The following is a 22460-nucleotide window of genomic DNA, read 5'->3' as shown; positions in this document are numbered from 1 at the left end:
GATACCCCACACGCCCGTCAAGCGAGGTCTGTGGCAATTTTCCCCTGCCCAGCCGCGACATGCAAGTTGCAATTAGCGCCTCCGCGTTCGAGCGGTTAACTCGACTTGTGCATCGCACAATCCCGGTTCGGATCGCCCTCGGAGGTGTCCTCAGACTGCGAACAGGAGGTCGCGGGCGAGCGAATCGACATTCTTCACTGCCTGCAGCGCCCCCAACAGGCGATCGCGATCCCGCTCCGAGAGCCGCCTGACTACGACCGCATTCGAAGGCGGCATGCCCTGCGTCACATCCTCGACCTGCTGCGCCAGGATCAGATCGAGAAATGTGGCATGCGCCTCGATAAGGCCCTCGATATCCGCCGCGCCGCCACGGACATGCGCTTTCACCCCTCTCAGCCGCGCCGACGTCGACCGGTCCATGACCTGGAAACGGATCGCCAGTGATCGCGCCGCCGCGACCACACCAAACAAGCCAGCCGCCTTGAGGTCGATCCGTCCGGCATCGGTGCGGATTCTGCCAAACAGCGTCACGCTGGGTGGGATGGTGATCGCATCGACCAGGAGCTTGGCGAAAGCGACCTCGCCCTCAGCCGCCGCAAAAGCCGCTTGCCGCAGGGCAAGTGCAAGACCACCGTCGCCGTGAACCGCGCGCAGATCGTAAAAGATATCAACCGACAAGATATCTGCGGTGTTGGAGCGCCCGACCCAGTGCTTGATCCGGGTGCGCCACGTTTGAACCGAGCCGCGCCAGGCCGCGTTCTTGGCCATCACCCCACCCTTGCAATAGGGCACGCCGGCTTGATGCAGGATATCGGCCACGTGGCTGCCGAACGCTGCGAACCAGCGGTCCTCCTCGCCGTCCGGTTCGCCTAGCTCGAAAACCAGGGCGTTGTCCTGGTCAAGTGCGAGCAGGCTCTCGCCCCGTCCACCCGATCCAAGAACGAGCAGCGCATAGGGCGCCGGAGGCCCGCCACGCCCTTCCTCCCTCATCAATCGTTCCGCAATCACGGCGGCCTGCCGCGTGAGCGCGCCAAGCTCGCGGGAGATCACCTGCGCGATATCGCGTCCCGGCAAGCCCTCCGCGAGCAACGCGCCGGCCATGCGGGACAGCTTCGCCCAGGCAATTGACAGCTCGTGCGCATCCGCGGCCGCATCGATCTCATCGCCGAGCGAGATGGCCTCACCGGCGCGCAGGCGCAGCAGGTCCCGCGCGGACAGGGCACCGACTACACAGCCAGCCTCGTCGACGACGCCGAGATGACGGATTTTCAGCCGATTCATGCGACCAATGGCGCGATAGACGAAGGCATCTGCCGGTACCGAAGCCAACGGGCGGCTCATGATTCGACCGACCGGCTGATCGAGGGCGGCAGCTCCGAGACGGTCGACCGCCCGCAAGACGTCGCGCTCGGTCACGATGCCGGCCTCGGCCGCCTTCACAGCGCCTATCGCCGGCGATGGGTCGGCCACGAACAACGACGAGATCATCTCGGCCGTCATTTGTGCCAGAGCTTCCCTGACCGACAGCTCGGAAGCAACGAAGACCGGGGGTGTCCTCATGATGTCGCCGTTGCGGTGCCGATAGGCGTAGGCATCGAAGCGCTGCAGCGTCCGCTCGGTATCGATGCGGGCGGGGGCCTCGACGGCCTCGATCCAGCCCGCCCGGACCTGGTCGTCGAGCACGGCGGTAAGCGCACTACAGGCGCGTTCGGCTTCGGCGACAGTGCGAATGCCATGATCGCGCAACTTCGGCACCAAGGCCATGAATACCCGCGCCGTCATCGCCGCGTCGCCCAGCGCGGTATGTCGGCCGGCAGCCTCGATCCCAAGCCAGTCTGCCAGCTTCTCCAGCGAATATCCCGAAAGCTCAGGCGCGGCGATTTCGGCAAGGAGCCTGGTGTCAAGCGTCCGCGGTCGCGACCACGGCAACCCTGTAAGCTCGCATTCGCGCTTGAGCACGGCCAGATCGAATCCCAACGTATGCCCGATTGCGACCGAGCGGCCGACAAAGGCTTGAAAGCTCGGCCAGACCTCGGCGAAGGGCGGCGCGCCCGTCACCGCCTGGTCGTCGATTCCATGGATGAGCGTCGAGGCGACAGCAATCTTTTCGTCGCCGGGCCGGATCAACTGTTCAAAGCAATTGCCGTCGACCAGCTTCCCGCCCGCGAGGCGCACGGCGGCCAGTTCAATCACGCGCGCCTTTCGTGGATCGAGGCCGGTCGTCTCGGTGTCGATCACGACGGCATCGAGCGAAAGAAGCGGGGCGCCGCCAGTCGTCATCTTTTTGCCCCTCCCCCTCGCGAGCGCCCGCGGCGCGGCCGACTGCAGACTATGTTGCGATGCCCGCAGCGAGCGCCTGTCGCAGCGCCGTTCTGTCCAGGCGCGCAATAAATTCGTCGTGGATGTTGCAGAGGCAGACGCGGAGATAATTGCGCGTCGTCGCGAAATCGCGGCCTCGCAATTTTTCATGTATCGGCATCATCGCAAAATACGCTTCCGCCAGCGGCTCGGGAATATCCATCACCCGTTTCGGTGCGTGGCCCCCGACAAGGTCAAGCCGATGGGCAAGCTCCCGCCGCGCCTCGAGCCAGGCAGCCTCTCCGAGCGCGGGAGGGACCGGATAACGGTCGAATACCGACAAAACCAGTGCGGTCAATTCGTCGAGGATTTCGCGGCGCCGGCTGCCCGATTCGGACCCAAGCACGCCTTCGACCATCTCGCCGACCATCGCCAATCCCAGCGGGTACGCCTGCCAGCGCGCCTGTTCGACGGCCAGCGCAAATCCCTCCTCGGCAAACAATACCTTCGCATAGTGGCCGGCCCGGGCGCGCGAATACTCGTAGATCCCCTTCTGCGTAATGAAAGCCGACTGCGCGTCGATAAAGTCGGCGAGAGCTTCCCGATCGCGAATCGGCGGGCGAGGGCGAAACAACTTCTCCCACAGTTTCATCGCACTCCCATCCTACGTTCAGACGCGAGCAATTTATCCCGCGCTTGGCGCCCGTTCGTAAAGCCCATATTTGCAACGGCAGCGGCGTTGTTCGCAGTCGCAACATAATTTACATCCGAAAGTATAATAAAGACGGCGGCGCTCGGGGTGTTAGCCTTCGACATTCCAAGTCGGCGCAAGACCGCATGGAATAGCGGCGCAGGGGGGAGGCCGCAGTAGAGGGATTGCAGTCCCCTCAACTTATCCGGACCTTTGTCGTCCGGAGCCTTCAAGGAGGATTCGCTACCCATGCCTGACTCTGCCAACCTCAAAGAACGAGAAGAAGCGCACTGGCGCAAGACCTCTCGCCTGATGTTCACGCATCTTGGCGTCTGGTTCTTCTTCGGCTTCGTGATCCACATGTTCGTGAAGCCGCTCAACAATATCATCATTCCTGTTCTGGGCTTCCCGCTCGGCTTCTACATGGCCGCGCAGGGTTCGCTGATCGTGTTTGTGGTCATGTTGTTCATGTTCGCAAAGCAGCAGGACAAGATTGACCGCGAATTCGGCTTTGCCGAGGAAGATTGAGGGGGCGGATATGGCTACAAACACTGCACGCGGCGGCTCCGACTTTCTGAATAACCTCGGAAAGGTCTACGGCATCTACACCGGGGGCTTTCTCGCCTTCGTCGTTTTGCTCGCCCTGCTCGAACAGATCGGGGTCCCGAACAAGATCCTTGGTTATCTGTTCGTGTTCTTTACCCTCGCAGTCTACGCCATCATCGGCGTTCTCTCGCGAACCGCACAGGTCTCCGAATATTACGTCGCCGGACGCAGCGTGCCGGCGCTCTATAATGGTATGGCCACCGGCGCCGACTGGATGTCGGCAGCATCGTTCGTCGGCATGGCCGGTACGTTGTTTCTGCTCGGCTACGACGGCATCGCGTGGGTGCTCGGATGGACCGGCGGCTTTGTGCTGGTATCGATCCTGATCGGACCGTATCTGCGCAAGTTCGGCGCCTATACGGTGCCTGACTTCCTGGCGTTCCGTTACGGCGGCAATTTCGCCCGCGGTCTCGGCGTGATCGTGCTCGTTGCCTGCTCCTTCACCTATGTGACGGCGCAGATCTACGGCACCGGCCTCATTGCCTCGCGCTTCCTCGGCATGCAGTTCGAAATTGCGGTTTTCGCCGGACTTGTCGGCATCCTGGTCTGCTCGATGCTGGGCGGTATGCGGGCAGTGACCTGGACCCAGGTGGCCCAGTACATCGTGCTGATCATCGCCTACCTGACGCCGATCGTGATCCTGTCCACCAAGAACTACGGCTTCCCGATTCCGGAGCTCACTTACGGACAGGCCATCGCGGACATCACCGCGCGCGAGCAGCAGATGCTGGCGACCGGCCTTACGACCGCGGCAGCTCTCAAGCCGCACATCTCGCCGTTCATCAACTACAGCCCGTTGAACTTCTTCGCGATCATCATGTGCATGATGGTTGGAACGGCTTCCTTGCCGCATATCCTGATGCGCTACTTCACTACCCCGTCGGTGCGTGAGGCACGCCAGTCAGTCGCCTGGTCGCTGCTGTTCATCTTCCTGCTGTACTTCTCGGCGCCGGCTTACGCGGCGTTCTCGAAGCTGGAAGTGTACACCAACATCATCGGACGGGATCTATCGGCCATTCGCCCATGGCTGTTCAATTGGGGTGAACTCGGGCTGATCCAGATCTGTGGCAAGAACGCAAGCAGCATCGATGCGGTAATCGCAGCGTGCAAGGCGATCGCCGGTCACCCAGGCGTCGTCAGGCTGCAGGACTTCGTCATCAACACGGACGTGATCGTGCTCTCCACGCCGGAGATTGCGGGCCTTCCGTATGTGATCTCGGGTCTTGTCGCCGCTGGCGGTCTCGCCGCAGCGTTGTCGACCGCTGACGGGCTGCTGCTCGCCATCGCCAACGCGCTGTCGCACGACGTCTACTACAAGATGATCGACCCCAACGCGCCGACCGCGCGCCGGCTGATCATCGCCCGCGTATTGCTGCTGATCGTCGCCGTAGTCGCGGCCGCGACAGCCGCAACCAAGCCGGCGGACATCCTGGCCATGGTCGGCTGGGCGTTCTCGCTGGCGATGGCGGGCAACTTCCCGGCACTCGTGATGGGAGTCTGGTGGAAGCGTGCAACATCGGCCGGCGCGGTCTCCGGCATCATTGCCGGCTTCGGACTGTGCCTGTTCTACCTTGTAACAACCCGGTACTTCCCGGGCGCGGGCGTGAAGTACTTCGGCATGACGTCGCTGACCAACCCGCTGACGGGAGCGCCACTGGTCGATATTGCCAAAGCCATGGCGCTGCCCAACGCCATGGAGAGTTTCCCAACGCTCGCGCACCCGCTGGCCAACAAGGTCGGCTGGTTCGACCTTACCAACATCGCATGCGGGTTGCTGGGAGCGCCACTCGGCTTCGCTGTCATCTACATCGTCAGCAAGCTCGGCAGGGAGCCGTCAGCGGAAATGCAGGCTTACGTCGACGACATCCGGAAACCGCGGGGCCGAACGGTGCTCGAAGAGAAAACCACTTAGACCGCGCACAGCCCGGTCGCGACGAACGGGGCCTTGCGAGGCCCCGTTCTTGTTTCAAGGCCGGCGGCCGCCCGCTTGCCCGAAACGCCCTCCCCTGACATGGTTGCACACCGGCAGCGTGCGAGGGGATTTCCTGCCCGACGTGCGGGTCGGACCGATTGCACGCTCACCAACCCAACCGGTTTTTGCCCGCACCGATAACTGCGCCGGCGAGGAGAACAGCCCTTGGATATCGCAGGTTCATTCGCCAGTTATTGGTATTTCCACGTGCCGAACTTCGTTCTGGCGGCGCTGATGTACACCATGCTCGGGCGCTTCTTGCTCGGCCTGTTCGTCGACGCGGATTCGCCCAATTATATCTGGCGGTTCTTTTGCCGGTTCACCGATCCCGTGGTTGCGGCGCTTTCGATCGTCACGCCGAGGGTGACCGCTCCGGCGGTCCTGTGGCTGTTCGGTTTTGTCTGGATGTTCTGGCTGCGCGTTGTGCTTCACTACACGCTGCTGGTGCTGAATCTCGCTCCGCGCCTTGTCGGAGGAGCATCATGAACCGCAATTTCTATTTCATAGGAATCGCGTTTTTCGGAATGATCAACGGCATATTCAACCAGCTTGCGTTGATTTTTGCCCTGCTCTACGTCCAGCCGCTTGCCGGACCGCTGCTGTTCGGAAGCGTGCCGCTGACCTTGATGTTTGCCTCACTGATGGTGTCGACGGCCACGGTCATTCTGGGCGGCATTCCCGCGGCGATCTACGAGCGCGTCACCGGCGCTCAGGATTCGAATAACGTGTCGCTGTGGATTTGGCTGGCCGGCACCGCCATTCTGGCTCTCCCCGCTGCCGGAAATTTCGTCAAGATCGGCTTCTAAATCGGCAAACGGGCTATATTGAGGGCGGGCCCCGTAGACGTTGCCTGAGTCCCGCTCCCGCGTCCTGGATCCGCGAGACTCGAGGAACGACGGAGTCATCGTGATGGAAGAACTGCGCCGTATCGCCTATCACACGGTCCTGCGCGCATGCGGATTCGCCTCGCTCGCGATCTTCTGCGTCATGATCGGTTTGTCATTTCTACCGCGCTCTGCATTTCAGGCTGGAGGTTTTCTGAGCCTTGTGATGACGTTGGTTCTCTTGTTGAAGGCGCAGGAAGCGCGGACGAAAGACCATCGCAAGACCGAGATGTGGCTCTATCTTCGCAAGGAGAGCCGACCGCCCCAGGCGCATGCCCAAAGGGTGATCTCGACCCTGATGCGAGAGACTTATCTAACGTTTGCGCGCTGGACGGCGCTGGTATCGGTGGTCATGTGGACCGTGGCGCTGACCTTCTCCATCTTTGGACTTTAGTCTGAGTTGAACGCGACGCGGTCTGCGGACCGGTAAAGACGTATTCCTGATTCATCTCCGCAAGCGCGTATGCCCAATAATTGCTCAGCTGCATCGCCGCTTGCGGCGGCCCGAAGGTCGTGCCCCGCCGAAAGTACTATTGGGCGGCACGCGCCGGCCATGTAGTGCTCCCGCCCATTAAACGCACGCCGGTGCGGCGCAGATCAATTCTGATCTGAAAGAAGAAAGTGGGAGCGAACTTGGAATGACTGCAATAACTGTGACATCGGAAAAGACCGGCGGCATGACGAAGGACGAACGCTTCGTCATTCTGGCCTCCTCACTCGGTACCGTCTTCGAATGGTACGACTTCTATCTCTACGGATCATTGGCATCCATCATCGGTGCGCAGTTTTTCTCGGCCTACCCGCCGGCGACGCGCGACATCTTCGCGCTGCTCGCCTTCGCAGCCGGCTTCCTGGTGCGCCCGTTCGGCGCCATCGTGTTCGGCCGAGTGGGCGACATCGTCGGCCGCAAATACACCTTCCTGATCACCATCCTGATCATGGGTCTTTCGACCTTCATCGTCGGCCTCCTGCCCAATGCCGCGACCATCGGCTTCGCGGCGCCGGTCATCCTGATCGCGCTGCGCCTGGCGCAGGGCCTCGCGCTCGGTGGTGAATACGGCGGCGCGGCAACCTACGTGGCGGAACACGCCCCGAACGGCAAGCGCGGCTACTACACCTCGTTCATCCAGACCACGGCAACGCTGGGCCTTTTCATGTCTCTGCTGGTGATCCTGTTCACCCGCACGGCAACCGGCGAGGCCGAGTTCGCCGCCTGGGGCTGGCGCATTCCGTTCCTGGTGTCGGTGTTCCTGCTCGGCATCTCGGTCTGGATCCGGCTGCGCCTCAATGAGTCGCCGATCTTCCAGAAGATGAAGGACGAGGGCAAGAGCTCGAAGGCGCCGCTCACCGAGGCCTTTGCCAACTGGGGCAACGCCAAGTTCGTGCTGCTCGCGCTGATCGGCGGCACGATGGGCCAGGGTGTCGTCTGGTACACTGGCCAGTTCTACGCGCTGTTCTTCCTGCAATCGATCCTGAAGGTCGACGGCTACACCTCGAACCTGCTGATCGCGTGGTCGTTGGTGTTCGGCACCGGCTTCTTCATCGTGTTCGGCGCCCTCTCGGACAGGATCGGCCGCAAGCCGATCATCCTCGGCGGCTGCCTGATCGCGGCGCTCACCTTCATTCCGATCTTCAAGATGATCTCCTCCAACGCCAACCCGGCGCTGGAAAAGGCGATCCAGTTGACGAAGGTCGAAGTGGTGGCTGATCCGGCGGGTTGCGGCGACCTGTTCAACCCGGTCGGCACCCGCGTGTTCACCGCGCCGTGCGACACTGCCCGTGCCTTGCTTGCCCGTTCGTCGGTGAAATATTCGACGAGCTACGGCCCGGCGGGCTCCGGCGTGAAGGTCGTCATCAACGGCAAGGACGTGCCCTACGCCGACGCCAAGGCCAGCGATCCGGCCGTCACGGCGGCGATCGCGGCGGCCGGTTATCCCAAGGCAGGCCATCCTGAAATCGTGAGGATGTCGCATCCGTTCGACATCTTCCGCCCGCAGGTCGCGGCGATCATCGGGCTGCTGTTCATCCTCGTGATCTTCGTCACGATGGTGTACGGGCCGATCGCGGCGATGCTGGTCGAACTGTTCCCGACCCGGATCCGCTACACTTCGTTGTCGCTGCCCTACCACATCGGCAACGGCTGGTTCGGCGGCCTGCTGCCGGCGACCGCATTCGCCATCGTGGCATCGACCGGCGATATCTATGCGGGTCTGTGGTATCCGATCATCTTCGCGGCGATCACCGCAGTGGTCGGCTTCATTGCCCTGCCCGAAACCAAGGACGTCGATATCACGACGAACTGATCACGCGCCGGCGGCAACGCCGGCCCCGTCTCGACGAGCCGGCCGCGGACGCTGTCCGCGGCCGGTTTTCTTTTTGTCAGCCGGTGGCGCCGACGAATTGCAGCACGATCTCGCGCCGGTGCGGGCGGCTGCGATGCTCGATCAGATAGATCGCCTGCCACGTACCCAGTGCGAGCGACCCGTTCAGGACCGGAATATGCAGCGAGGTCTGCGTCAGCATGGTCTTGATGTGCGCGGGCATGTCGTCCGGCCCCTCGGTATCGTGGGTCCAGCCGGCGTTCTCCGGCGCCAGCCGCGCCAGCGCGGTCGTGAGGTCATGCAGCACGGAAGGGTCGGCGTTCTCCTGGATGGCGAGCGACGCCGAGGTGTGGCGGACGAACAACGTCAACGCGCCTTCCTTCGCGCCTATCTCCCTGGCAAAGCTTGCGACTTCACCGGTCAGGTCGACAAAGCCGCGGCCGGAGGTCGGCACCGTGAGCAGAGAGGAGGCGACCGTTGTGGCGCTGACGGTTGTCGGTCGCTGGCGCATTGATGTTCCGTCTGAAGCCACGAGTTGATCTCCACATCACCCCGCGCGACAGCGAGGCGGGACTAACCACGTTTGCTTCCCGGCAAAAGATCAAGCGACTGCCGGCAGGCCAACTTGCGGCGCTCACATCCAGGCGTGGAGTGGCCGGCTAGATCTTCCCCGCAAAGTCCTTCTGAACGCGGATTGCCATGTCGATCAACCGCCGCCACGCGCGCTCCAGGAACGACATCACGCGATCGAGGTCCTCATCGCTCGGCAGCGGAATCTCGATCCTGCGGCCGCCGTCGGCGGCCTTCGGTTCGCCCGTCCCCGGGGATTCCGATTTCGGCTGCGCCTCCTCTGCCTTGCCCGATCGCGATGGCTCTCGCGCAGCAAGCTGCGCCTTGAGATTCTCAACCTGCGCCTGCAGCCGCCCGATCTCCGCGTCGAGAGCAGCGCGCTCATCGGGAACGGCGTGACACGCCCAGCCCGCTCTTGAGTTACTGCAGGTCGACACCGTGCCTCTCCGGGTATCCAGCCTGAGGACCCCGTCGGGAACCGGCACGATCGAATAGCGGCCGTTCTCGCTGTCCGGCAGCGATTGCGCGGTCGCGGTGCCTGTGCCGGCCGAAGCAAACGCAACGACGAGCGCAGCTGCGGCGCCGGCCGACAATGCGAACGCTCTTGAAGACGATGTCGCCGATCTCATCGAGACGCTCCGTCGCAAGGTCCGATCAGGCGAATTCTACACCTGCGGTCGATAAGGCGCACGGCCCGATTTCAGCGCGTCCTCGAGCAGGTCGAGCCGATCCTGTCCCCAGAACACCTCGCCATCGAGCACATAGGCCGGCGAGCCGAACACATCGGCCCCGATCGCATCCTGCCGGTTCTGCTCGTAGGTCGCGCTGATCTCCTCCGCGCCCGAACGTTCCACCAACGCCTTGCCGGGAAGTCCCGCCTCGTCGGCGATCCTGGCGACCACCGCGGGATCGGCGAGGTTGAGCTCTTCTTCCCAGATTGCCGGAAAGGCCCGCCGCAGGTATGGCTCGGGATCGTAGCCCGCCTCCATCGCGGCAATCACGACGCCGTCGGCCAGACGCGCATTGAACGGCCAGTGTTTCGGCTGAACATTGAACTTCAGCCCGCGCTTTTCCCGCCAACGCTGCAGCTCGATCATTCGGTAGCGCTGCCGCGCCGGGTGGCGCTTGAGGAGCGGCAGGCCGCCCGTTTCCGAAAACAGGTCGATCAGCACCACGGGCTTGTGGTTCACTTGGAGGTCGTAAGCCTTGACGAGCTCGCGGAACAGCTGGTGCCCGATATAGGCCCACGGAGACTGAAGCGAGAAAAAGTAGTCGACCTGTCGCGACATGCGGGCTCCCGGTAAAAAGTGGCGCCTAAGATCAGCGATCGGACTGCGGGACGGTATCCCAACAGACCGTTGCCCCCCGCGCAAGATCGCCCGCCAGCGACGCCAACTGCTGCAGTGCGGCGGCCGGCCATCGCGGCGGGGGACAATGCTGGAATAAGCTTAGCGAAATCAAATATATAGATGATTACGACGCAATCTTGACTTGCTTAAACGCGGTCAGTATGGTCCGCGCGGCTTTCGAGGGTGGCGGGCGCGTAATTTCCATTCAACCAAAGTGTTTCGGGTCTTTCTCGCATGGCAGAAGGCACGGATCAGGGCGGAAATGGAAATGGCGGTAAATCGCCTGAGGAAGCTGCGCTTTCCGCAAGGCTCGGAAGTCTGGATCGGCGGCTCTCTGAAGTCCGCAAGGTCAAGACTGAGCAACCCGCAGGTGAAAGTGGAGACCAAGCAGCCAGAGCCTCAGCTATGGCGCGCGGTTTCCGGCTTTCGTCCGAGTTGATCGCCGGTGTCGTTGTCGGAGCGGTGATTGGCTGGGGTTTCGACCGCTTGCTGTCGACCTCGCCTTTCGGTCTCATCGTGTTCTTCCTGCTCGGCTTCGTCGCCGGCGTGGTCAATGTGGTGAGATCGGCCGGCGTGGCTCCGGACAGGCGCTGAGCGCTGGCGGGAAGTCTGACAGTTGAATTTCGATTGCCGGCAAAGGCCGGAGGATCAAGAGCCGCGCGGATGAAAATCGACCCGATCCATCAGTTCAATATCGAACCCCTGTTCACGATCGGCCACATCGGCAATCAAACGATCGCCTTCACAAATTCGTCGCTCTACATGTTCCTGACGGTGGCGCTGATCTCGGTGCTGATGCTGGGCAGCGGCAGGCAACTCATCCCGGGACGCTTTCAGTCGATGGCGGAGATCACCTACGAGTTCGTCGCCAGTACAATTCGCAGCACCGCCGGCGCGGAGGGCATGAGGTTCTTCCCGCTGATCTTCACGCTGTTCATGTTCATCTGCGTTTCGAACCTCGTGGGCATCATCCCCTATACGTTCACGGTTTCGAGCCACATCATCGTTACCGCGGCGCTGGCGCTGTTGGTGTTCTTTACCGTTATTGTCTATGGCTTCTACAAGAACGGCCTGAAGTTCTTCAAGATTTTCGTGCCGTCGGGCGTTCCGATCTACATCCTGCCGCTGGTCGTCTTCATCGAAGTCTTCTCGTTCCTGTTGCGGCCGGTCTCGCACAGCGTGCGTTTGTTCGCCAACATGCTCGCCGGCCACATCGCCCTGAAGGTGTTCGCGGGCTTCGTCGCGATGCTCGGTGTCTCACTCGGCGCCGTCGGCTGGATCGGCGGCGTTATGCCCCTGGCGCTCACCGTTGCGCTGACCGCGCTCGAACTGCTGGTCGCGTTCCTGCAGGCCTACGTGTTCGCGATCCTCACCTGCATCTACCTCAACGACGCCATTCATCCGGGACACTGAACGGTCCCGGGGATTTCCACCCACATCTGTCTTTCTCTTCAAGGAGCTAAAAATGGAAGCGGCAGCAGCGAAACTTATCGGCGCGGGCATCGCGTGCATCGGCATGGGCGGTGCGGGCGTCGGCGTGGGCATCATCTTCGGCAACTATCTCGCCGCGGCGGTGCGCAATCCCTCCGCCGCGCAGGGCCAGTTCGGCAACCTGATCTTCGGCTTTGCCGTGACCGAAGCGCTCGGCATCTTCTCGCTGCTGATCGCGCTGCTTCTGCTGTTCGTTCCGCTCTGAGGCGGCACTCGATTCGCGCCGTCCGTCCAAGGGCGGCGCGCCCGACAGCAACAGGAGAACTCCATGGCTGAGAGTCATGGCGAAACAAAAGCCGGCGCACACACCGAGGCCGATGGTGGCCAACACGGCGGAGGCTTTCCTCCGTTCGATTCCTCCACCTTCGCCTCGCAGCTGGTGTCGCTGGTCATCGCCTTTGTCGCGCTCTACATCATCGTGTCGCGCTTCGCGCTGCCGCGTGTCGGCGGCGTGATCGAAGCACGCCAGAACGTGATCGAAGGGGATCTTGCGCAGGCCCAGAAGCTGAAGGACGAATCCGAGGCGGCGCTGAAGGCCTATGAGGCCGAGCTCGCAGCGGCACGCTCCCGCGCACAGGCCATCGGCAATGAAGCCCGCGAGAAGATGAACGCGGCTGCCGAAGCCGAACGCAAGTCGCTGGAGGAGAAGCTCGCTGTCAGACTCGGCGATGCCGAGAAGCAGATCGCTGCGACTCGGACGACAGCGATGAGCAACGTCCGCGGCATCGCCGCCGATGCGGCGGCCGCGATCGTGCAGCAGCTGACCGGCGCGGCTCCCGATGGCAAGGCGGTGAGCAAGGCCGTCGACGCCTCGTTGAAGGGATAGGCCGATGTTCACTCAACCGGAAACCTGGGTTGCGATCGCGTTCGTCATACTGATGGCCGGGTTCGTCTATTTGGGCGTGCATCGGACGGTGCTGACGGCGCTTGACCATCGCAGCGCCCGCATCAAGGCGGATCTCGACGATGCCCGCCGCCTCAAGGAAGAGGCGGCCAAGGTGCTCGAGCAATACAAGGCGCGGCGTGCCACCGCCGAGCGCGAAGCCGACGAGATCGTCGCAAACGCCAAGGCGGAGGCCGAACGCATCGCTTCCGAAGCCAAGGCCAGGATGGAAGATTTCGTGGCGCGGCGCACCAAGACCGCGGAAGGCAAGATCGCGCTCGCCGAGGCGCAGGCGCTGGCTGATGTCCGTGCCGCGGCAGCGGAAGCTGCGGTCGCGGCGGCTTCTACCATCCTGTCGCAATCGGTAAAGGGCAAGGTCGCCGACGACCTGCTCGCCAAGGGGATCACGGAAGTTCGGCAGAAGCTGAACTGACGAAGCTTTCCCGTTCGAACAAAAAGCCGGCGCGAGATGATCGCGCCGGCTTTTTGTTGGACCGGCTGACCCGCCTCCGAGGCAAGCCGGGCACAACTGCTTTCCCGTGAACCTATTTCTTCTTCTTGGTCCGCGCCTTCGGTTCCGAGGTCAGCACCTGCGGATCGAAGCCGACATAGAAGATGTAGGAATCAGCGATCGAGCCCGGCGGCATCGGATACACCAGATCTTCGGCAACGAAGGAGAACGGCACGCTGCCGTCTTCCGACATCGCGACCGTGGTCCGGTAGGCCTTCGAGGCAATCACCTTCTCACCGACCCCACCCTGCACCACGGCAACGCGAAGCGGGACATCGACCGAGGCCGGCGCGCCGGCGGGACCCGCAATGATGCGGCCCTGAATGCCGATACGTGCGGCGATCTCGCCGCCGTTCTGGATGCATTCGCGCGCCATGCGCGTGATCGTTGCCTGAAAGCGCACGTCGTTGCCGACAGGCTGCCTGCCCGGCGCGGCGACCGCGTACGTCGATGCACCGGCGCGGACCGTGACCGGAGGACAGTCTTCGTAAGACTGGCCTTGAACGGGCGCAGCCTGTGCCGGCGCGCTGTTTTCGGGGGGCTTGTCCGAGCCGCCGAACAGGCTCTTGAAGCGGTCGGTCAGAGATTGCGACGACGCGGGGGAAGTCGCAAGCGCAACTGCGAGTATCAGCCCGGCCGCCCCAGTCCGGCGCCAGGCCGAAGCCGATCGGGCGTTTTCAATCGTGGCGGTTGTGTCTCCCATATGTACTTCCCGGTCGCTCAGGTCACTATTGGTCCGGCCGCGTTATATCGCCAAAATCGGCGAACCCAAGGCCCACGGCGGCCCGGCGCCTAACCGCGAAAATCCTCATGCAGCAGCCCGAACAGCAGGTGGTCCTGCCACACACCGTTGATGCAGAGATAGCGCCGCGCCAGCCCCTCGCGGGTAAAACCGCACTTCTCCAGCACCCGGATTGACGGAGCGTTGGTCGGAATGCAGGCCGCCTCGACGCGGTGCAGGTTGAGTTCGCCGAACAAGGTCGGCAGCAGCAGGCGCAGTGCCGCTGTCATGTAACCGCGATGCGCATAGGGCTGACCGACCCAGTAGCCGATGGTGCCGGCCTGCACGATACCGCGGCGTACATTGGCAAGGGTGATACCGCCCATCATGACGCTGTCCTGCTCCCGAAAGATCAGGAAGGGATAGGACCTGTCCGCAGCCATGTCTTCGGCGTAACGACGCAGCCGGCGGCGAAAACCGGAGCGGCTGAGGTCGTCGGACGGCCAGATCGGCTCCCAGGGAGTCAAATATTCCCGGCTGGCCTCGCGCAAATGCGCCCATTGCAGGTAATCCGACATCTGCGGCGCGCGCAACAAAAGCCCGTTGCCGCGCGGGGCAAGCGCGGCGGGGCCGCTGGAAGGCAATCGAAACAGGGCCATGTGATGCTTCCCGGGCACTCCCCCGGCGCTGGCTTCAGTGCAGCCGCGCCTTGGCTCGCGCCTGAGTCAATCCTTCCGCAAAAGAGACCGCCGTGTCCAGACCCCTGCCGCTGCCCAGCGCGACCACCGCCGGGCGGCTGCGGGACAGGAGCGCCCTGGCGGCACTACGGGCCGATTCGATGCTGACGGCGTCGATTCGCGCGACGAGTTCCTGTACCGTCTGCGGCCGGCCATAGGCCAGCACATGCCGTGCGAGCTGTTCGGCGCGCGAGCTGCAGCTTTCCAGCGCCATCAACAGCCCGGCCTTCATCTGGGCCTTGGCGCGGGCCACTTCGGCTTCGGTCAGCGTCTCGACCGATTCGTTGATGATGTCGACGACCACCTCCATCATCTCCGGCGCGTCCGCCGGATCGGTGCCGGTATAGAGCCCGAAGAAGCCGGTGTCGGTGTAGGGCGCGTGGAAGGTGTAGATCGAGTAGCAGAGGCCGCGCTTTTCCCTCACCTCCTGGAACAGTCGGGACGACATTCCGCCGCCAAGGATGTTGGTGAACACCTGCAGCGAGAACAGTGACAAGTCGGTCTGCGGCACGCCCTCCAGCGCGAGCGTCAAGTGCGCCTGCTCGAGATCCCGGTGCACCACCCGCGCGCCGCCCCTGCCGAACATCGCCGGCTGCGGTTTGGGGCCGGGGGCGGCGTCGAAGCTCGAAAGGCGCTTTTCGACTTCCTCGACCACCTGCCTGTGGTCGACCGCGCCCGCGGCGGCGACCACCATGTCGGGACCGCGATAATGGCGCGCCAGATAGTCGCGCAACATGGCCTGATCGAACCCCCGCAACGTATTGGCGGTGCCGAGTAGCGAACGCCCCATCGGCTGGTTGGGGTAGCACAGTTCATTGAGGTGCTCGAACACGACGTCGTCGGGCGTGTCCTGGGCGGCGCCAATCTCCTGCACGATCACGTTCTTCTCGCGCTCCAGCTCGTTCGGCTCGAACGCGGGATTGGCGAGGATGTCGGACAACACGTCGAGGGCGAGCGGCACGTCGGCCTTCATCACCCGCGCATAATAGGACGTCGTTTCGGTCGAGGTGCCGGCATTCAGGTCGCCGCCGACCGCTTCGATCTCCTCAACGATTTCGCGGGAGGAGCGCCGGGTCGTACCCTTGAACGCCATGTGCTCCAGCAAATGCGAGATCCCGTGCTCGTTCGGCCTTTCGTCCCGGCCGCCGACCCCGGCCCAGACGCCGAGCGCCGCCGTTTCGACGTGCGGCATGGTGTCGGTGACGATCGTGAGGCCTGACGGTAGCTTCGAGACCTCAACGCTCATCCGGTGACTCCCTGCGTTGCAGCTCGGCTGACAGATCGCACGAACCGCTCGACTTCGTCCTGGTCGCTCTTCATGACCTTCATGTGTTCGGATTTCGTCATCAACCCGTCGAGCCAGGTGGGCAAATGCGGCCGCATGCCGCAGGCCGCCTCCACCGCGTCGGGGAACTTCGCCGCATGCGCCGTCGACAGCACGATGTTCGGAACGCTGGAATCGGTCGAGTCGCGATCGGCCACCGCCAGCGCCACGGCGGTATGCGGATCGACGAGTTCGCCCGCCTCGCGCCAGGCGGCGCGAATGGCGGCCGCAGTCTCCGTCTCGTCGGCGCGCCCGGCATCAAACTCCTGGCGGATGGCCGCGAGCATTGCATCGGGCAGCACGAAGCGCCCCGACTGCTTGAGGGATTGCATCAGGCGGCGGACGCTTGCGGCATCGCGCTGGCTTGCCTCGAACAGCAGTCGCTCGAAGTTGGACGAGACCTGGATATCCATCGACGGCGAGGCGGTCGCGTGCACCTCGCGCACATCGTAGATGCCGGTCTTCAGGGTGCGCGCCAGGATGTCGTTGATGTTCGCGGCGATCCTGAGCCAGCGAATCGGCAGGCCCATGCGCTTGGCGACGTAGCCCGCAAAGATGTCGCCGAAATTGCCGGTCGGCACCGTGAAGTCCACCTTCCGCGCCGGCGCACCGAGCGCGACCGCGGAGGTGAAGTAATAGACCACCTGAGCCACGATGCGTGCCCAGTTGATGGAATTGACGCCGGACAGCGCGACGGAATCGCGGAACTGGTGATGGTTGAACATGCCCTTCAGGAGGGCCTGGCAATCGTCGAAGGTGCCCTCGATCGCGATCGCGTGGACGTTGCCGGCGCCCGTCGTCGTCATCATCCGCCGCTGCACGTCCGAAATGCGCCCGTGCGGAAACAGCACGACCAGATCGACGTTCTCAAGGCCGGCGAAAGCTTCGACCGCCGCCCCGCCGGTATCGCCCGAGGTTGCGACCACGATGGTGGTACGCTGCCCGCGTTGCGCCAGCACGTGGTCCATCAGCCGCGAGATCAGCTGCATCGCCACGTCCTTGAAGGCCAGCGTCGGGCCGTGGAACAGCTCCAGCACGAATTGATGCGGCGACATCTGGCGAACGGGCACCACGGCGGGATGCCGGAAGGTCGCGTAGGCTTCGTTCGCCATGCGACCAAGATCAGCATCGGAAATCTCGCCGCCCGTGAACGGCCGCACCACGTCGACCGCGACCTCCCAATAGGGCCGGCCGAAGAATCCCGCGACGGTGTCGGCCTTGAGCCGCGGCCAGACCTGCGGCACGTAGAGGCCGCCGTCCCGGGCGAGCCCCGCCAGCATCACGTCGCAAAACCCGAGCTCCGGGGCTTCACCCCTTGTCGAAATATATCGCGTCAAACCACCCTCCAAAGGCCGCAATTCTCATCCAAGCCTTTGATTTTGTTGACATTCATGCCAACCCGCAGCGAACCGGGGTCGCACCATAGAGTGTTTTGCCGCTGCAGGAAACCGCTGCCACCTCCCTCACGCACGCGGTGCCTCCGGCAACTGCCTCAGCCCGGCCGCCGTCCCCTCGCCCATATCGCGAAGGCGACCAGCATCATTGCGGCCAGCGTGAACCAGGTCATGGCGTACTGCAGATGATCATCCTTCAGATGCACCTCGAGTGGCCCGGGCTTCGGGATGCCGGATTCCGGCACGGGCTTTTCCAGATCGATGTAGAAAGGCGCAACCGTGCCCCAGCCGAGCGCGCTCGCCATGGCCAGATGATCGCGCGCGAACCAAAGTCGTTTGTCGCGATTTTCCGCGGGCGTAAACAGGCCGGGGCTTTCCGGAAAACGGATGTAGCCGGTGAGCGTTGCGGGCTCAGCCGTAACGAGCCGCGCCACCGCACGGTCCTGCACGCCGCGATCCTGCATCGTGTTCTCGACGAACCCCGCATTGACGACCACGATCTCGCCACCCTCCAGCCGTGCCGGCACAAAGGCCCAGGTCCCCGGGCCTGACACGTCGCCGCGAACGGCTGAACCGGAGCTGTAGGCCATCGCATCCGGAAGGCGCGCGTAGCGGCCGACGAAGCTGACGCGGCGAAACTCGTCGCGCGCCGGCGTCAGCATGCTCCACTGCGCTGCCGGCGGCAGAGCGACGGGCGGGGCCGCGGTCCGCTCGGTCAGCGCGGCGACCAGGGCGTGTTTTTCGCCCCGCCGCTGCAATTGCCAGACGCCGAGGCCGACCAGCACGGCCACCATGAACAACGTCAACAGGCCGAAGCCGGCCAGGCCGCGCCGTGGCGTCGCCGCAGCGTTCATTTGGCGCGATCGACCAGGCGGCCCGGCGCCGCCTTGTGATGGAATTGCAGCGCGATCAGCAGCGACTTCATCGAGCGCAGCGGCAGCAGCGTCGTCGCCAGGATGAGCGGCAGCCAAAGCACGGCATGCAGCCAGAACGGCGGCTGGTATTTCACTTCAACGACAAGGGCGCAGCCGACGACGATCGCGCCCGCCAGCATGATGATGAAAATCGCGGGCCCGTCGCCGGTGTCGATGAACGCGTAGTCCAGGCCGCACGATTCGCAGCAAGGCCGCAACGTGAGAAAGCCGGCGAACAGCTTGCCGTTGCCGCAGCGCGGGCAGCGGCAAGCGATGCCTCGCAGCGCGCTCTGGAACACACTTGCGGGAGGATAGTCGGTCATACGCTTTCCTTCCCTCTTCCCACTTTCACTTAAGCGAAAGGGCGGCCGTGCCGGCCGCCCCTCCATCACGATCGTTCCGGCTCAATGCGCGCCGTGGGCCATCGTCTCGGCGCCATGGCCCCAGACGTAGATGCAGATGAACAGGAACAGCCACACCACGTCGACGAAATGCCAGTACCAGGCGGCGAACTCGAAGCCGAGGTGCTGCTTTGGCGTGAAATGGCCGAGATAGGCGCGCACCAGACACACGGTCAGGAAGATGGTCCCGATAATCACGTGGAAGCCGTGGAAGCCCGTCGCCATGAAGAAGGTGGCGCCGTAGATGTGGCCGGCGAAGGAGAACGCCGCATGGCTGTACTCGTACGCCTGCACGCAGGTGAAGCTCACGCCAAGCACGACGGTCAGGATCAATCCGTACTTCAGGCCCTGGCGATCGTTCTCCAGCAGCGCGTGATGCGCCCAGGTCACCGTGGTGCCCGAGGTCAGCAGGATGAGGGTGTTCAATAGCGGCAGATGCCAGGGATCGAAGGTCTCGATGCCCTTCGGCGGCCAGGTGCCGGGCACGCTGCAGGCGCCGGCGGCCGTGCCGGGACCGCAGCCGAAGATCGCGTCGCGGGCGGCATGAGCCGCATCGGCCGGGAACAGGGCGGAATTGAAGTAGGCCCAGAACCAGGCGACGAAGAACATCACCTCCGAGGCGATGAACAGGATCATGCCGTAGCGGTGGTGAAGCTGGACGACGCGGGTGTGGTTGCCCTTGTACTCCGCCTCGCGGATCACGTCGGTCCACCAGGCCGCCATGGTGTAGAGCACGCCGATCGTGCCGAGGCCGAACACGATCGGCGCGGCCGAGAACATTTGATGCATCCAGGCAATGGCGCCGAACGCCATGATGAAGGCCGATAGCGCTCCCACCGCCGGCCACGGGCTCGGATCGACCAGATGGTAATCGTGATGCTTGACTTGCGCCGTAGCCATTGCGGTCTCTCTCCAATTAGCCGTGCCTTTGCGGCACGTATCCTCTCGGTTCAGTCATCGGGACCCATCCGTCCCGACGATCAAAGACTTCCTCTGTGACTGTCGCCCTCGCCCGCCGCCAACGGCCTCACGGCCGGATCGCGGACGGGATAGTACGTGTACGAAAGGGTGATGGTGTTGAGCCCGTCGTTGTCATGATCGGCGGCGAGCGCCGGATCGACATAGAACACGACCGGCATCTCGCGCTTTTCGCCAGGAGCCAAGGTCTGTTCGGTGAAGCAGAAGCAGTTGATCTTCTGGAAGTAGGACCCGACCGTCAGCGGCGCCACGTTGTAGGCCGCCTGCCCGGTCGTGGCACGCGCCGACTGGTTCGTTACCGTGTAATAGACGGTGACGACCTCGCCGATCCTGACCTCGATCTCGGTCTGCTCGGGCTCGAACTTCCAGGGCAACCCGCCGGCGACGTTCGAATCGAAGCGCACGGCGATCTTGCGCGCGAGCGGCGCTGAGCTCGGCGCCGAGGTGGCAACCTGGGTGGTGCCGTTGAAGCCGGTGGTGCGGCAGAACCAGTTGTAGAACGGCACCGCTGCAAAGGAGGCGCCGACCATCAGCGCCACGATACCGCCGCAGATGGACGCGATCAGCGCATCGCGCCCAATGCCGCGCCGCAAGGCGTTCGATGCCTTGGCTCTGTACGATATGGTCGGCTTCTCATCCATCTGTCGCATCACAACGGCCGGTTCAGCACCATCGGCCCCTTGACGAGGGTGACGGCGAAAAACAGCACGACGAGAACTCCGAGCGCGAGCGCGATCGCGATCGAGCGCTGCCGGCGGCTGCGCTTCTGCGCCTCGGTGAGGACGATTCCATCCGGCTCGCGGTCTTCAGCCATTGCACCCGTCATGCGCCCCACATCATCGGTATCACCGCGCGACCAACGACCTCGGCCAGCAGGGTCGCGAACAGCGCGAACAGATAAAGTATCGAAAACGCGAACAGCTTCCGCGTCGCCCGCAGCGAGGCGCTGCGCTCGCGACGGCGATAGACATTGATCGCCAGCGCCAGCATGCCTGCCCCGAGGACGAGAGAGATCACGCCGTAGATCGCGTCGAAATAGCCGAGCGGCCAGGGCGCGGCCGCAACCGCCACCAGCACGATGGTGTAGAGCAGGATCTGCAGCCGCGTCGCATCGGGTCCGGCAACCACCGGCATCATCGGCACGCCCGCGCGCGCGTAGTCGTCGGAACGGAACAGCGCCAGCGCCCAGAAGTGGGGCGGCGTCCAGAAGAAAATGATCAGGAAAAGCAGCAGCGGCTCCACGGCCAGCGACTCCGCGGCAGCCGCCCAGGCGACCACCGGCGGCAAGGCGCCGGCGGCGCCGCCGATGACGATGTTCTGCGCGGTACGCCGCTTCAGGATCATCGTGTAGACCACGACGTAGAAGAAGATGGTGAAGGCGAGCAGTCCACCGGCGAGCCAGTTCACGAGGATGCCGAGGGTCATCACCGAGAAGAACGCGAGCGTCATGCCGAACGCCATCGCTTCCGCCTTCGTGATCCGGCCGCGCGGGATCGGCCGGTTGGCGGTGCGCGACATCCTGGCGTCGATATCGCCCTCCAGCGCCATGTTCAGCGCGCCGGAAGCACCGGCGCCGACCGCGATGCACAGCAGCGAGGTGATCGCCAGCACGGGGTGGAAATGGCCGGGGGCCAGCAACAGACCAACCAGCGCCGTGAAGATCACCAGCGACATCACGCGCGGCTTCAGAAGCGCGACGTAGTCGGCAACTTCCGCCTCGGAAATCCGAGGGCTGAGCGCGACGGCGTTGTGATCGACGACCGACAAGGGACTTCTCGCTTCTCATCAAGGGCGCGGCGCCGGTCGTGGCGCCGCGTCACCGTCACTACTGAATGCGCGGCAGCACTTCGAACTGGTGGAAGGGCGGCGGCGAAGGCAGTGTCCATTCCAGTGTCGTTGCGCCGGCTCCCCACGGATTGTCGGCGGCCTGCTGCTTGCGCAGGAAGGCGTCGATGACCCCGTAGAGGAAGATCAGCATGCCCAGGCCCGAAATGTAGGAGCCGACCGACGACACCAGGTTCCAGCCGGCGAATGCGTCCGGATAGTCGATGTAGCGGCGCGGCATGCCCGACAACCCGAGGAAATGCTGCGGGAAGAACACCATGTTGACGCCCACGAAGGTGACCCAGAAGTGCAGCTTGGCGATCGTCTCGTTGTACAGGTAGCCGGACATTTTCGGGAACCAGTAGTACCAGCCCGCAAAGATCGCGAACACCGCGCCCAGCGACAACACGTAGTGGAAGTGCGCCACGACGTAATAAGTATCCTGCAGCACGCGATCGACGCCGGCGTTCGCCAGCACCACGCCGGTGACGCCGCCGACCGTGAACAGGAAGATGAAGCCGACCGCCCACAGCATCGGCGCGCGGAATTCGATCGAGCCTCCCCACATGGTGGCGATCCAGGAGAAGATCT

Annotated in this window: 26 protein-coding genes and 1 pseudogene; 11 read left to right on the top strand and 16 right to left on the bottom strand. The window is 63.7% G+C overall.

Annotated features, from left to right (window positions below; translation table 11 throughout):
- Positions 1–150: 150 nt before the first annotated feature.
- Positions 151–2280, bottom strand: a complete 2130-nt coding sequence (locus HY852_RS04335) for a DUF294 nucleotidyltransferase-like domain-containing protein (protein ID WP_291602918.1) — start codon at positions 2278–2280, stop codon at positions 151–153.
- A 49-nt stretch (positions 2281–2329) separates the two neighbouring features.
- Positions 2330–2950: a hypothetical protein gene (locus tag HY852_RS04330; RefSeq protein ID WP_291602917.1), complete on the bottom strand. Its 621-nt coding sequence runs from the start codon at positions 2948–2950 to the stop codon at positions 2330–2332.
- Between the two features lie 288 nt (positions 2951–3238).
- On the opposite strand from HY852_RS04330, the gene HY852_RS04325 reads away from it, so the two are divergent.
- From HY852_RS04325 to HY852_RS04300, 6 genes are all read left to right on the top strand, one after another.
- Entirely contained in the window at positions 3239–3517 is a 279-nt protein-coding gene (locus HY852_RS04325; RefSeq protein ID WP_291602916.1) for a DUF4212 domain-containing protein, read from the top strand.
- Positions 3518–3527: 10 nt separating this feature from the next.
- The gene (locus tag HY852_RS04320) at positions 3528–5507 is read left to right on the top strand and encodes a sodium:solute symporter family protein (RefSeq protein WP_291602914.1); all 1980 of its coding nucleotides are present in this window, start codon (positions 3528–3530) and stop codon (positions 5505–5507) included.
- Between the two features lie 225 nt (positions 5508–5732).
- Positions 5733–6053 carry a hypothetical protein gene (locus HY852_RS04315; protein ID WP_291602913.1) on the top strand — a complete coding sequence of 107 codons (321 nt, stop codon included), beginning with the start codon at positions 5733–5735 and terminating at the stop codon, positions 6051–6053.
- Complete coding sequence (locus HY852_RS04310) at positions 6050–6373, top strand: hypothetical protein (RefSeq protein ID WP_291602912.1); 324 nt, start codon at positions 6050–6052, stop codon at positions 6371–6373. The genes HY852_RS04315 and HY852_RS04310 overlap by 4 nt, the downstream gene beginning before the upstream one ends.
- A gap of 103 nt (positions 6374–6476) precedes the next feature.
- Positions 6477–6845 carry a hypothetical protein gene (locus HY852_RS04305; RefSeq protein WP_291602911.1) on the top strand — a complete coding sequence of 123 codons (369 nt, stop codon included), beginning with the start codon at positions 6477–6479 and terminating at the stop codon, positions 6843–6845.
- 283 nt (positions 6846–7128) lie between these two features.
- Positions 7129–8754, top strand: coding sequence for an MFS transporter (locus HY852_RS04300; protein WP_291602928.1), 1626 nt, complete (start codon positions 7129–7131; stop codon positions 8752–8754).
- A 76-nt stretch (positions 8755–8830) separates the two neighbouring features.
- On the opposite strand, the gene HY852_RS04295 is transcribed toward HY852_RS04300, so the two are convergent.
- The 3 genes from HY852_RS04295 to HY852_RS04285 all read right to left on the bottom strand — a co-directional run bounded on the left by HY852_RS04295 (position 8831) and on the right by HY852_RS04285 (position 10631).
- Positions 8831–9283 carry a secondary thiamine-phosphate synthase enzyme YjbQ gene (locus HY852_RS04295; protein WP_291602910.1) on the bottom strand — a complete coding sequence of 151 codons (453 nt, stop codon included), beginning with the start codon at positions 9281–9283 and terminating at the stop codon, positions 8831–8833.
- Between the two features lie 148 nt (positions 9284–9431).
- Entirely contained in the window at positions 9432–9971 is a 540-nt protein-coding gene (locus tag HY852_RS04290; protein WP_291602909.1) for a hypothetical protein, read from the bottom strand.
- A gap of 36 nt (positions 9972–10007) precedes the next feature.
- Positions 10008–10631, bottom strand: a complete 624-nt coding sequence (locus HY852_RS04285; RefSeq protein WP_291602908.1) for a 2-hydroxychromene-2-carboxylate isomerase — start codon at positions 10629–10631, stop codon at positions 10008–10010.
- A 294-nt stretch (positions 10632–10925) separates the two neighbouring features.
- Between HY852_RS04285 and HY852_RS04280 the strand changes: the two genes are divergently transcribed.
- From HY852_RS04280 to HY852_RS04260, 5 genes and pseudogenes are all read left to right on the top strand, one after another.
- On the top strand, positions 10926–11285 hold the full coding sequence (locus tag HY852_RS04280; RefSeq protein ID WP_291602907.1) for an AtpZ/AtpI family protein: 360 nt from the start codon (positions 10926–10928) through the stop codon (positions 11283–11285).
- A 69-nt stretch (positions 11286–11354) separates the two neighbouring features.
- Entirely contained in the window at positions 11355–12104 is a 750-nt protein-coding gene (locus HY852_RS04275; protein ID WP_291602906.1) for a F0F1 ATP synthase subunit A, read from the top strand.
- A 52-nt stretch (positions 12105–12156) separates the two neighbouring features.
- Positions 12157–12387 carry a F0F1 ATP synthase subunit C gene (locus tag HY852_RS04270; RefSeq protein WP_291602905.1) on the top strand — a complete coding sequence of 77 codons (231 nt, stop codon included), beginning with the start codon at positions 12157–12159 and terminating at the stop codon, positions 12385–12387.
- A 57-nt stretch (positions 12388–12444) separates the two neighbouring features.
- Positions 12445–13008, top strand: a pseudogene (locus HY852_RS04265) (F0F1 ATP synthase subunit B'); the annotation flags it as partial.
- Between the two features lie 4 nt (positions 13009–13012).
- Positions 13013–13498, top strand: a complete 486-nt coding sequence (locus HY852_RS04260) for an ATP F0F1 synthase subunit B (RefSeq protein WP_291602904.1) — start codon at positions 13013–13015, stop codon at positions 13496–13498.
- Between the two features lie 112 nt (positions 13499–13610).
- On the opposite strand, the gene HY852_RS04255 is transcribed toward HY852_RS04260, so the two are convergent.
- From HY852_RS04255 to HY852_RS04205, 11 genes are all read right to left on the bottom strand, one after another.
- Positions 13611–14279 carry a hypothetical protein gene (locus tag HY852_RS04255; RefSeq protein WP_291602903.1) on the bottom strand — a complete coding sequence of 223 codons (669 nt, stop codon included), beginning with the start codon at positions 14277–14279 and terminating at the stop codon, positions 13611–13613.
- Positions 14280–14368: 89 nt separating this feature from the next.
- Positions 14369–14956: a GNAT family protein gene (locus tag HY852_RS04250; protein WP_291602902.1), complete on the bottom strand. Its 588-nt coding sequence runs from the start codon at positions 14954–14956 to the stop codon at positions 14369–14371.
- Between the two features lie 34 nt (positions 14957–14990).
- Complete coding sequence (locus HY852_RS04245; protein WP_291602900.1) at positions 14991–16280, bottom strand: pitrilysin family protein; 1290 nt, start codon at positions 16278–16280, stop codon at positions 14991–14993.
- A complete protein-coding gene (gene thrC / locus HY852_RS04240; RefSeq protein ID WP_291602899.1) occupies positions 16277–17695 on the bottom strand; it encodes a threonine synthase in 1419 nt (472 codons plus the stop codon). Before thrC ends, HY852_RS04245 begins: the two co-directional genes overlap by 4 nt.
- A gap of 155 nt (positions 17696–17850) precedes the next feature.
- Positions 17851–18606 (bottom strand): SURF1 family protein, encoded by a 756-nt coding sequence (locus HY852_RS04235; protein WP_291602898.1) that lies wholly within the window; start codon positions 18604–18606, stop codon positions 17851–17853.
- Positions 18603–18989 (bottom strand): DUF983 domain-containing protein, encoded by a 387-nt coding sequence (locus HY852_RS04230; RefSeq protein WP_291602897.1) that lies wholly within the window; start codon positions 18987–18989, stop codon positions 18603–18605. The genes HY852_RS04235 and HY852_RS04230 overlap by 4 nt, the downstream gene beginning before the upstream one ends.
- 81 nt (positions 18990–19070) lie before the next feature.
- Entirely contained in the window at positions 19071–19967 is an 897-nt protein-coding gene (locus tag HY852_RS04225; protein ID WP_291602896.1) for a cytochrome c oxidase subunit 3, read from the bottom strand.
- An 80-nt stretch (positions 19968–20047) separates the two neighbouring features.
- Complete coding sequence (locus tag HY852_RS04220; protein ID WP_291602895.1) at positions 20048–20686, bottom strand: cytochrome c oxidase assembly protein; 639 nt, start codon at positions 20684–20686, stop codon at positions 20048–20050.
- A gap of 8 nt (positions 20687–20694) precedes the next feature.
- Entirely contained in the window at positions 20695–20871 is a 177-nt protein-coding gene (locus HY852_RS04215; protein ID WP_291602894.1) for a CoxF protein, read from the bottom strand.
- A complete protein-coding gene (locus HY852_RS04210; protein WP_291602893.1) occupies positions 20868–21812 on the bottom strand; it encodes a heme o synthase in 945 nt (314 codons plus the stop codon). Before HY852_RS04210 ends, HY852_RS04215 begins: the two co-directional genes overlap by 4 nt.
- Positions 21813–21870: 58 nt before the next feature.
- A partial coding sequence (locus tag HY852_RS04205; protein ID WP_291602892.1) for a cbb3-type cytochrome c oxidase subunit I occupies positions 21871–22460 on the bottom strand: 590 nt, incomplete at its 5' end.

It is taken from the genome of Bradyrhizobium sp. (assembly GCF_016213215.1).
In the GTDB taxonomy this organism is placed as follows: domain Bacteria; phylum Pseudomonadota; class Alphaproteobacteria; order Rhizobiales; family Xanthobacteraceae; genus Bradyrhizobium.
The sequence above is the reverse complement of the archived record's forward strand: the minus strand, read 5'-3'. Positions and strand labels throughout refer to the sequence as shown.

Bases quoted from the DNA above. Each gene is read 5' to 3' on its own strand.
- HY852_RS04305 (WP_291602911.1), top strand. From the start codon at position 6,477: ATGGAAGAACTGCGCCGTATCGCCTATCACACGGTCCTGCGCGCATGC.
- HY852_RS04260 (WP_291602904.1), top strand. From the start codon at position 13,013: ATGTTCACTCAACCGGAAACCTGGGTTGCGATCGCGTTCGTCATACTG.
- HY852_RS04220 (WP_291602895.1), bottom strand. From the start codon at position 20,686: ATGGATGAGAAGCCGACCATATCGTACAGAGCCAAGGCATCGAACGCC.
- HY852_RS04215 (WP_291602894.1), bottom strand. From the start codon at position 20,871: ATGACGGGTGCAATGGCTGAAGACCGCGAGCCGGATGGAATCGTCCTC.
- HY852_RS04290 (WP_291602909.1), bottom strand. From the start codon at position 9,971: ATGAGATCGGCGACATCGTCTTCAAGAGCGTTCGCATTGTCGGCCGGC.
- HY852_RS04225 (WP_291602896.1), bottom strand. From the start codon at position 19,967: ATGGCTACGGCGCAAGTCAAGCATCACGATTACCATCTGGTCGATCCG.
- HY852_RS04320 (WP_291602914.1), top strand. From the start codon at position 3,528: ATGGCTACAAACACTGCACGCGGCGGCTCCGACTTTCTGAATAACCTC.
- HY852_RS04310 (WP_291602912.1), top strand. From the start codon at position 6,050: ATGAACCGCAATTTCTATTTCATAGGAATCGCGTTTTTCGGAATGATC.
- HY852_RS04230 (WP_291602897.1), bottom strand. From the start codon at position 18,989: ATGACCGACTATCCTCCCGCAAGTGTGTTCCAGAGCGCGCTGCGAGGC.
- HY852_RS04285 (WP_291602908.1), bottom strand. From the start codon at position 10,631: ATGTCGCGACAGGTCGACTACTTTTTCTCGCTTCAGTCTCCGTGGGCC.
- HY852_RS04275 (WP_291602906.1), top strand. From the start codon at position 11,355: ATGAAAATCGACCCGATCCATCAGTTCAATATCGAACCCCTGTTCACG.
- HY852_RS04295 (WP_291602910.1), bottom strand. From the start codon at position 9,283: ATGCGCCAGCGACCGACAACCGTCAGCGCCACAACGGTCGCCTCCTCT.
- HY852_RS04325 (WP_291602916.1), top strand. From the start codon at position 3,239: ATGCCTGACTCTGCCAACCTCAAAGAACGAGAAGAAGCGCACTGGCGC.
- HY852_RS04335 (WP_291602918.1), bottom strand. From the start codon at position 2,280: ATGACGACTGGCGGCGCCCCGCTTCTTTCGCTCGATGCCGTCGTGATC.
- HY852_RS04235 (WP_291602898.1), bottom strand. From the start codon at position 18,606: ATGAACGCTGCGGCGACGCCACGGCGCGGCCTGGCCGGCTTCGGCCTG.
- HY852_RS04250 (WP_291602902.1), bottom strand. From the start codon at position 14,956: ATGGCCCTGTTTCGATTGCCTTCCAGCGGCCCCGCCGCGCTTGCCCCG.
- HY852_RS04270 (WP_291602905.1), top strand. From the start codon at position 12,157: ATGGAAGCGGCAGCAGCGAAACTTATCGGCGCGGGCATCGCGTGCATC.
- HY852_RS04300 (WP_291602928.1), top strand. From the start codon at position 7,129: ATGACGAAGGACGAACGCTTCGTCATTCTGGCCTCCTCACTCGGTACC.
- HY852_RS04255 (WP_291602903.1), bottom strand. From the start codon at position 14,279: ATGGGAGACACAACCGCCACGATTGAAAACGCCCGATCGGCTTCGGCC.
- HY852_RS04245 (WP_291602900.1), bottom strand. From the start codon at position 16,280: ATGAGCGTTGAGGTCTCGAAGCTACCGTCAGGCCTCACGATCGTCACC.
- HY852_RS04280 (WP_291602907.1), top strand. From the start codon at position 10,926: ATGGCAGAAGGCACGGATCAGGGCGGAAATGGAAATGGCGGTAAATCG.
- HY852_RS04330 (WP_291602917.1), bottom strand. From the start codon at position 2,950: ATGAAACTGTGGGAGAAGTTGTTTCGCCCTCGCCCGCCGATTCGCGAT.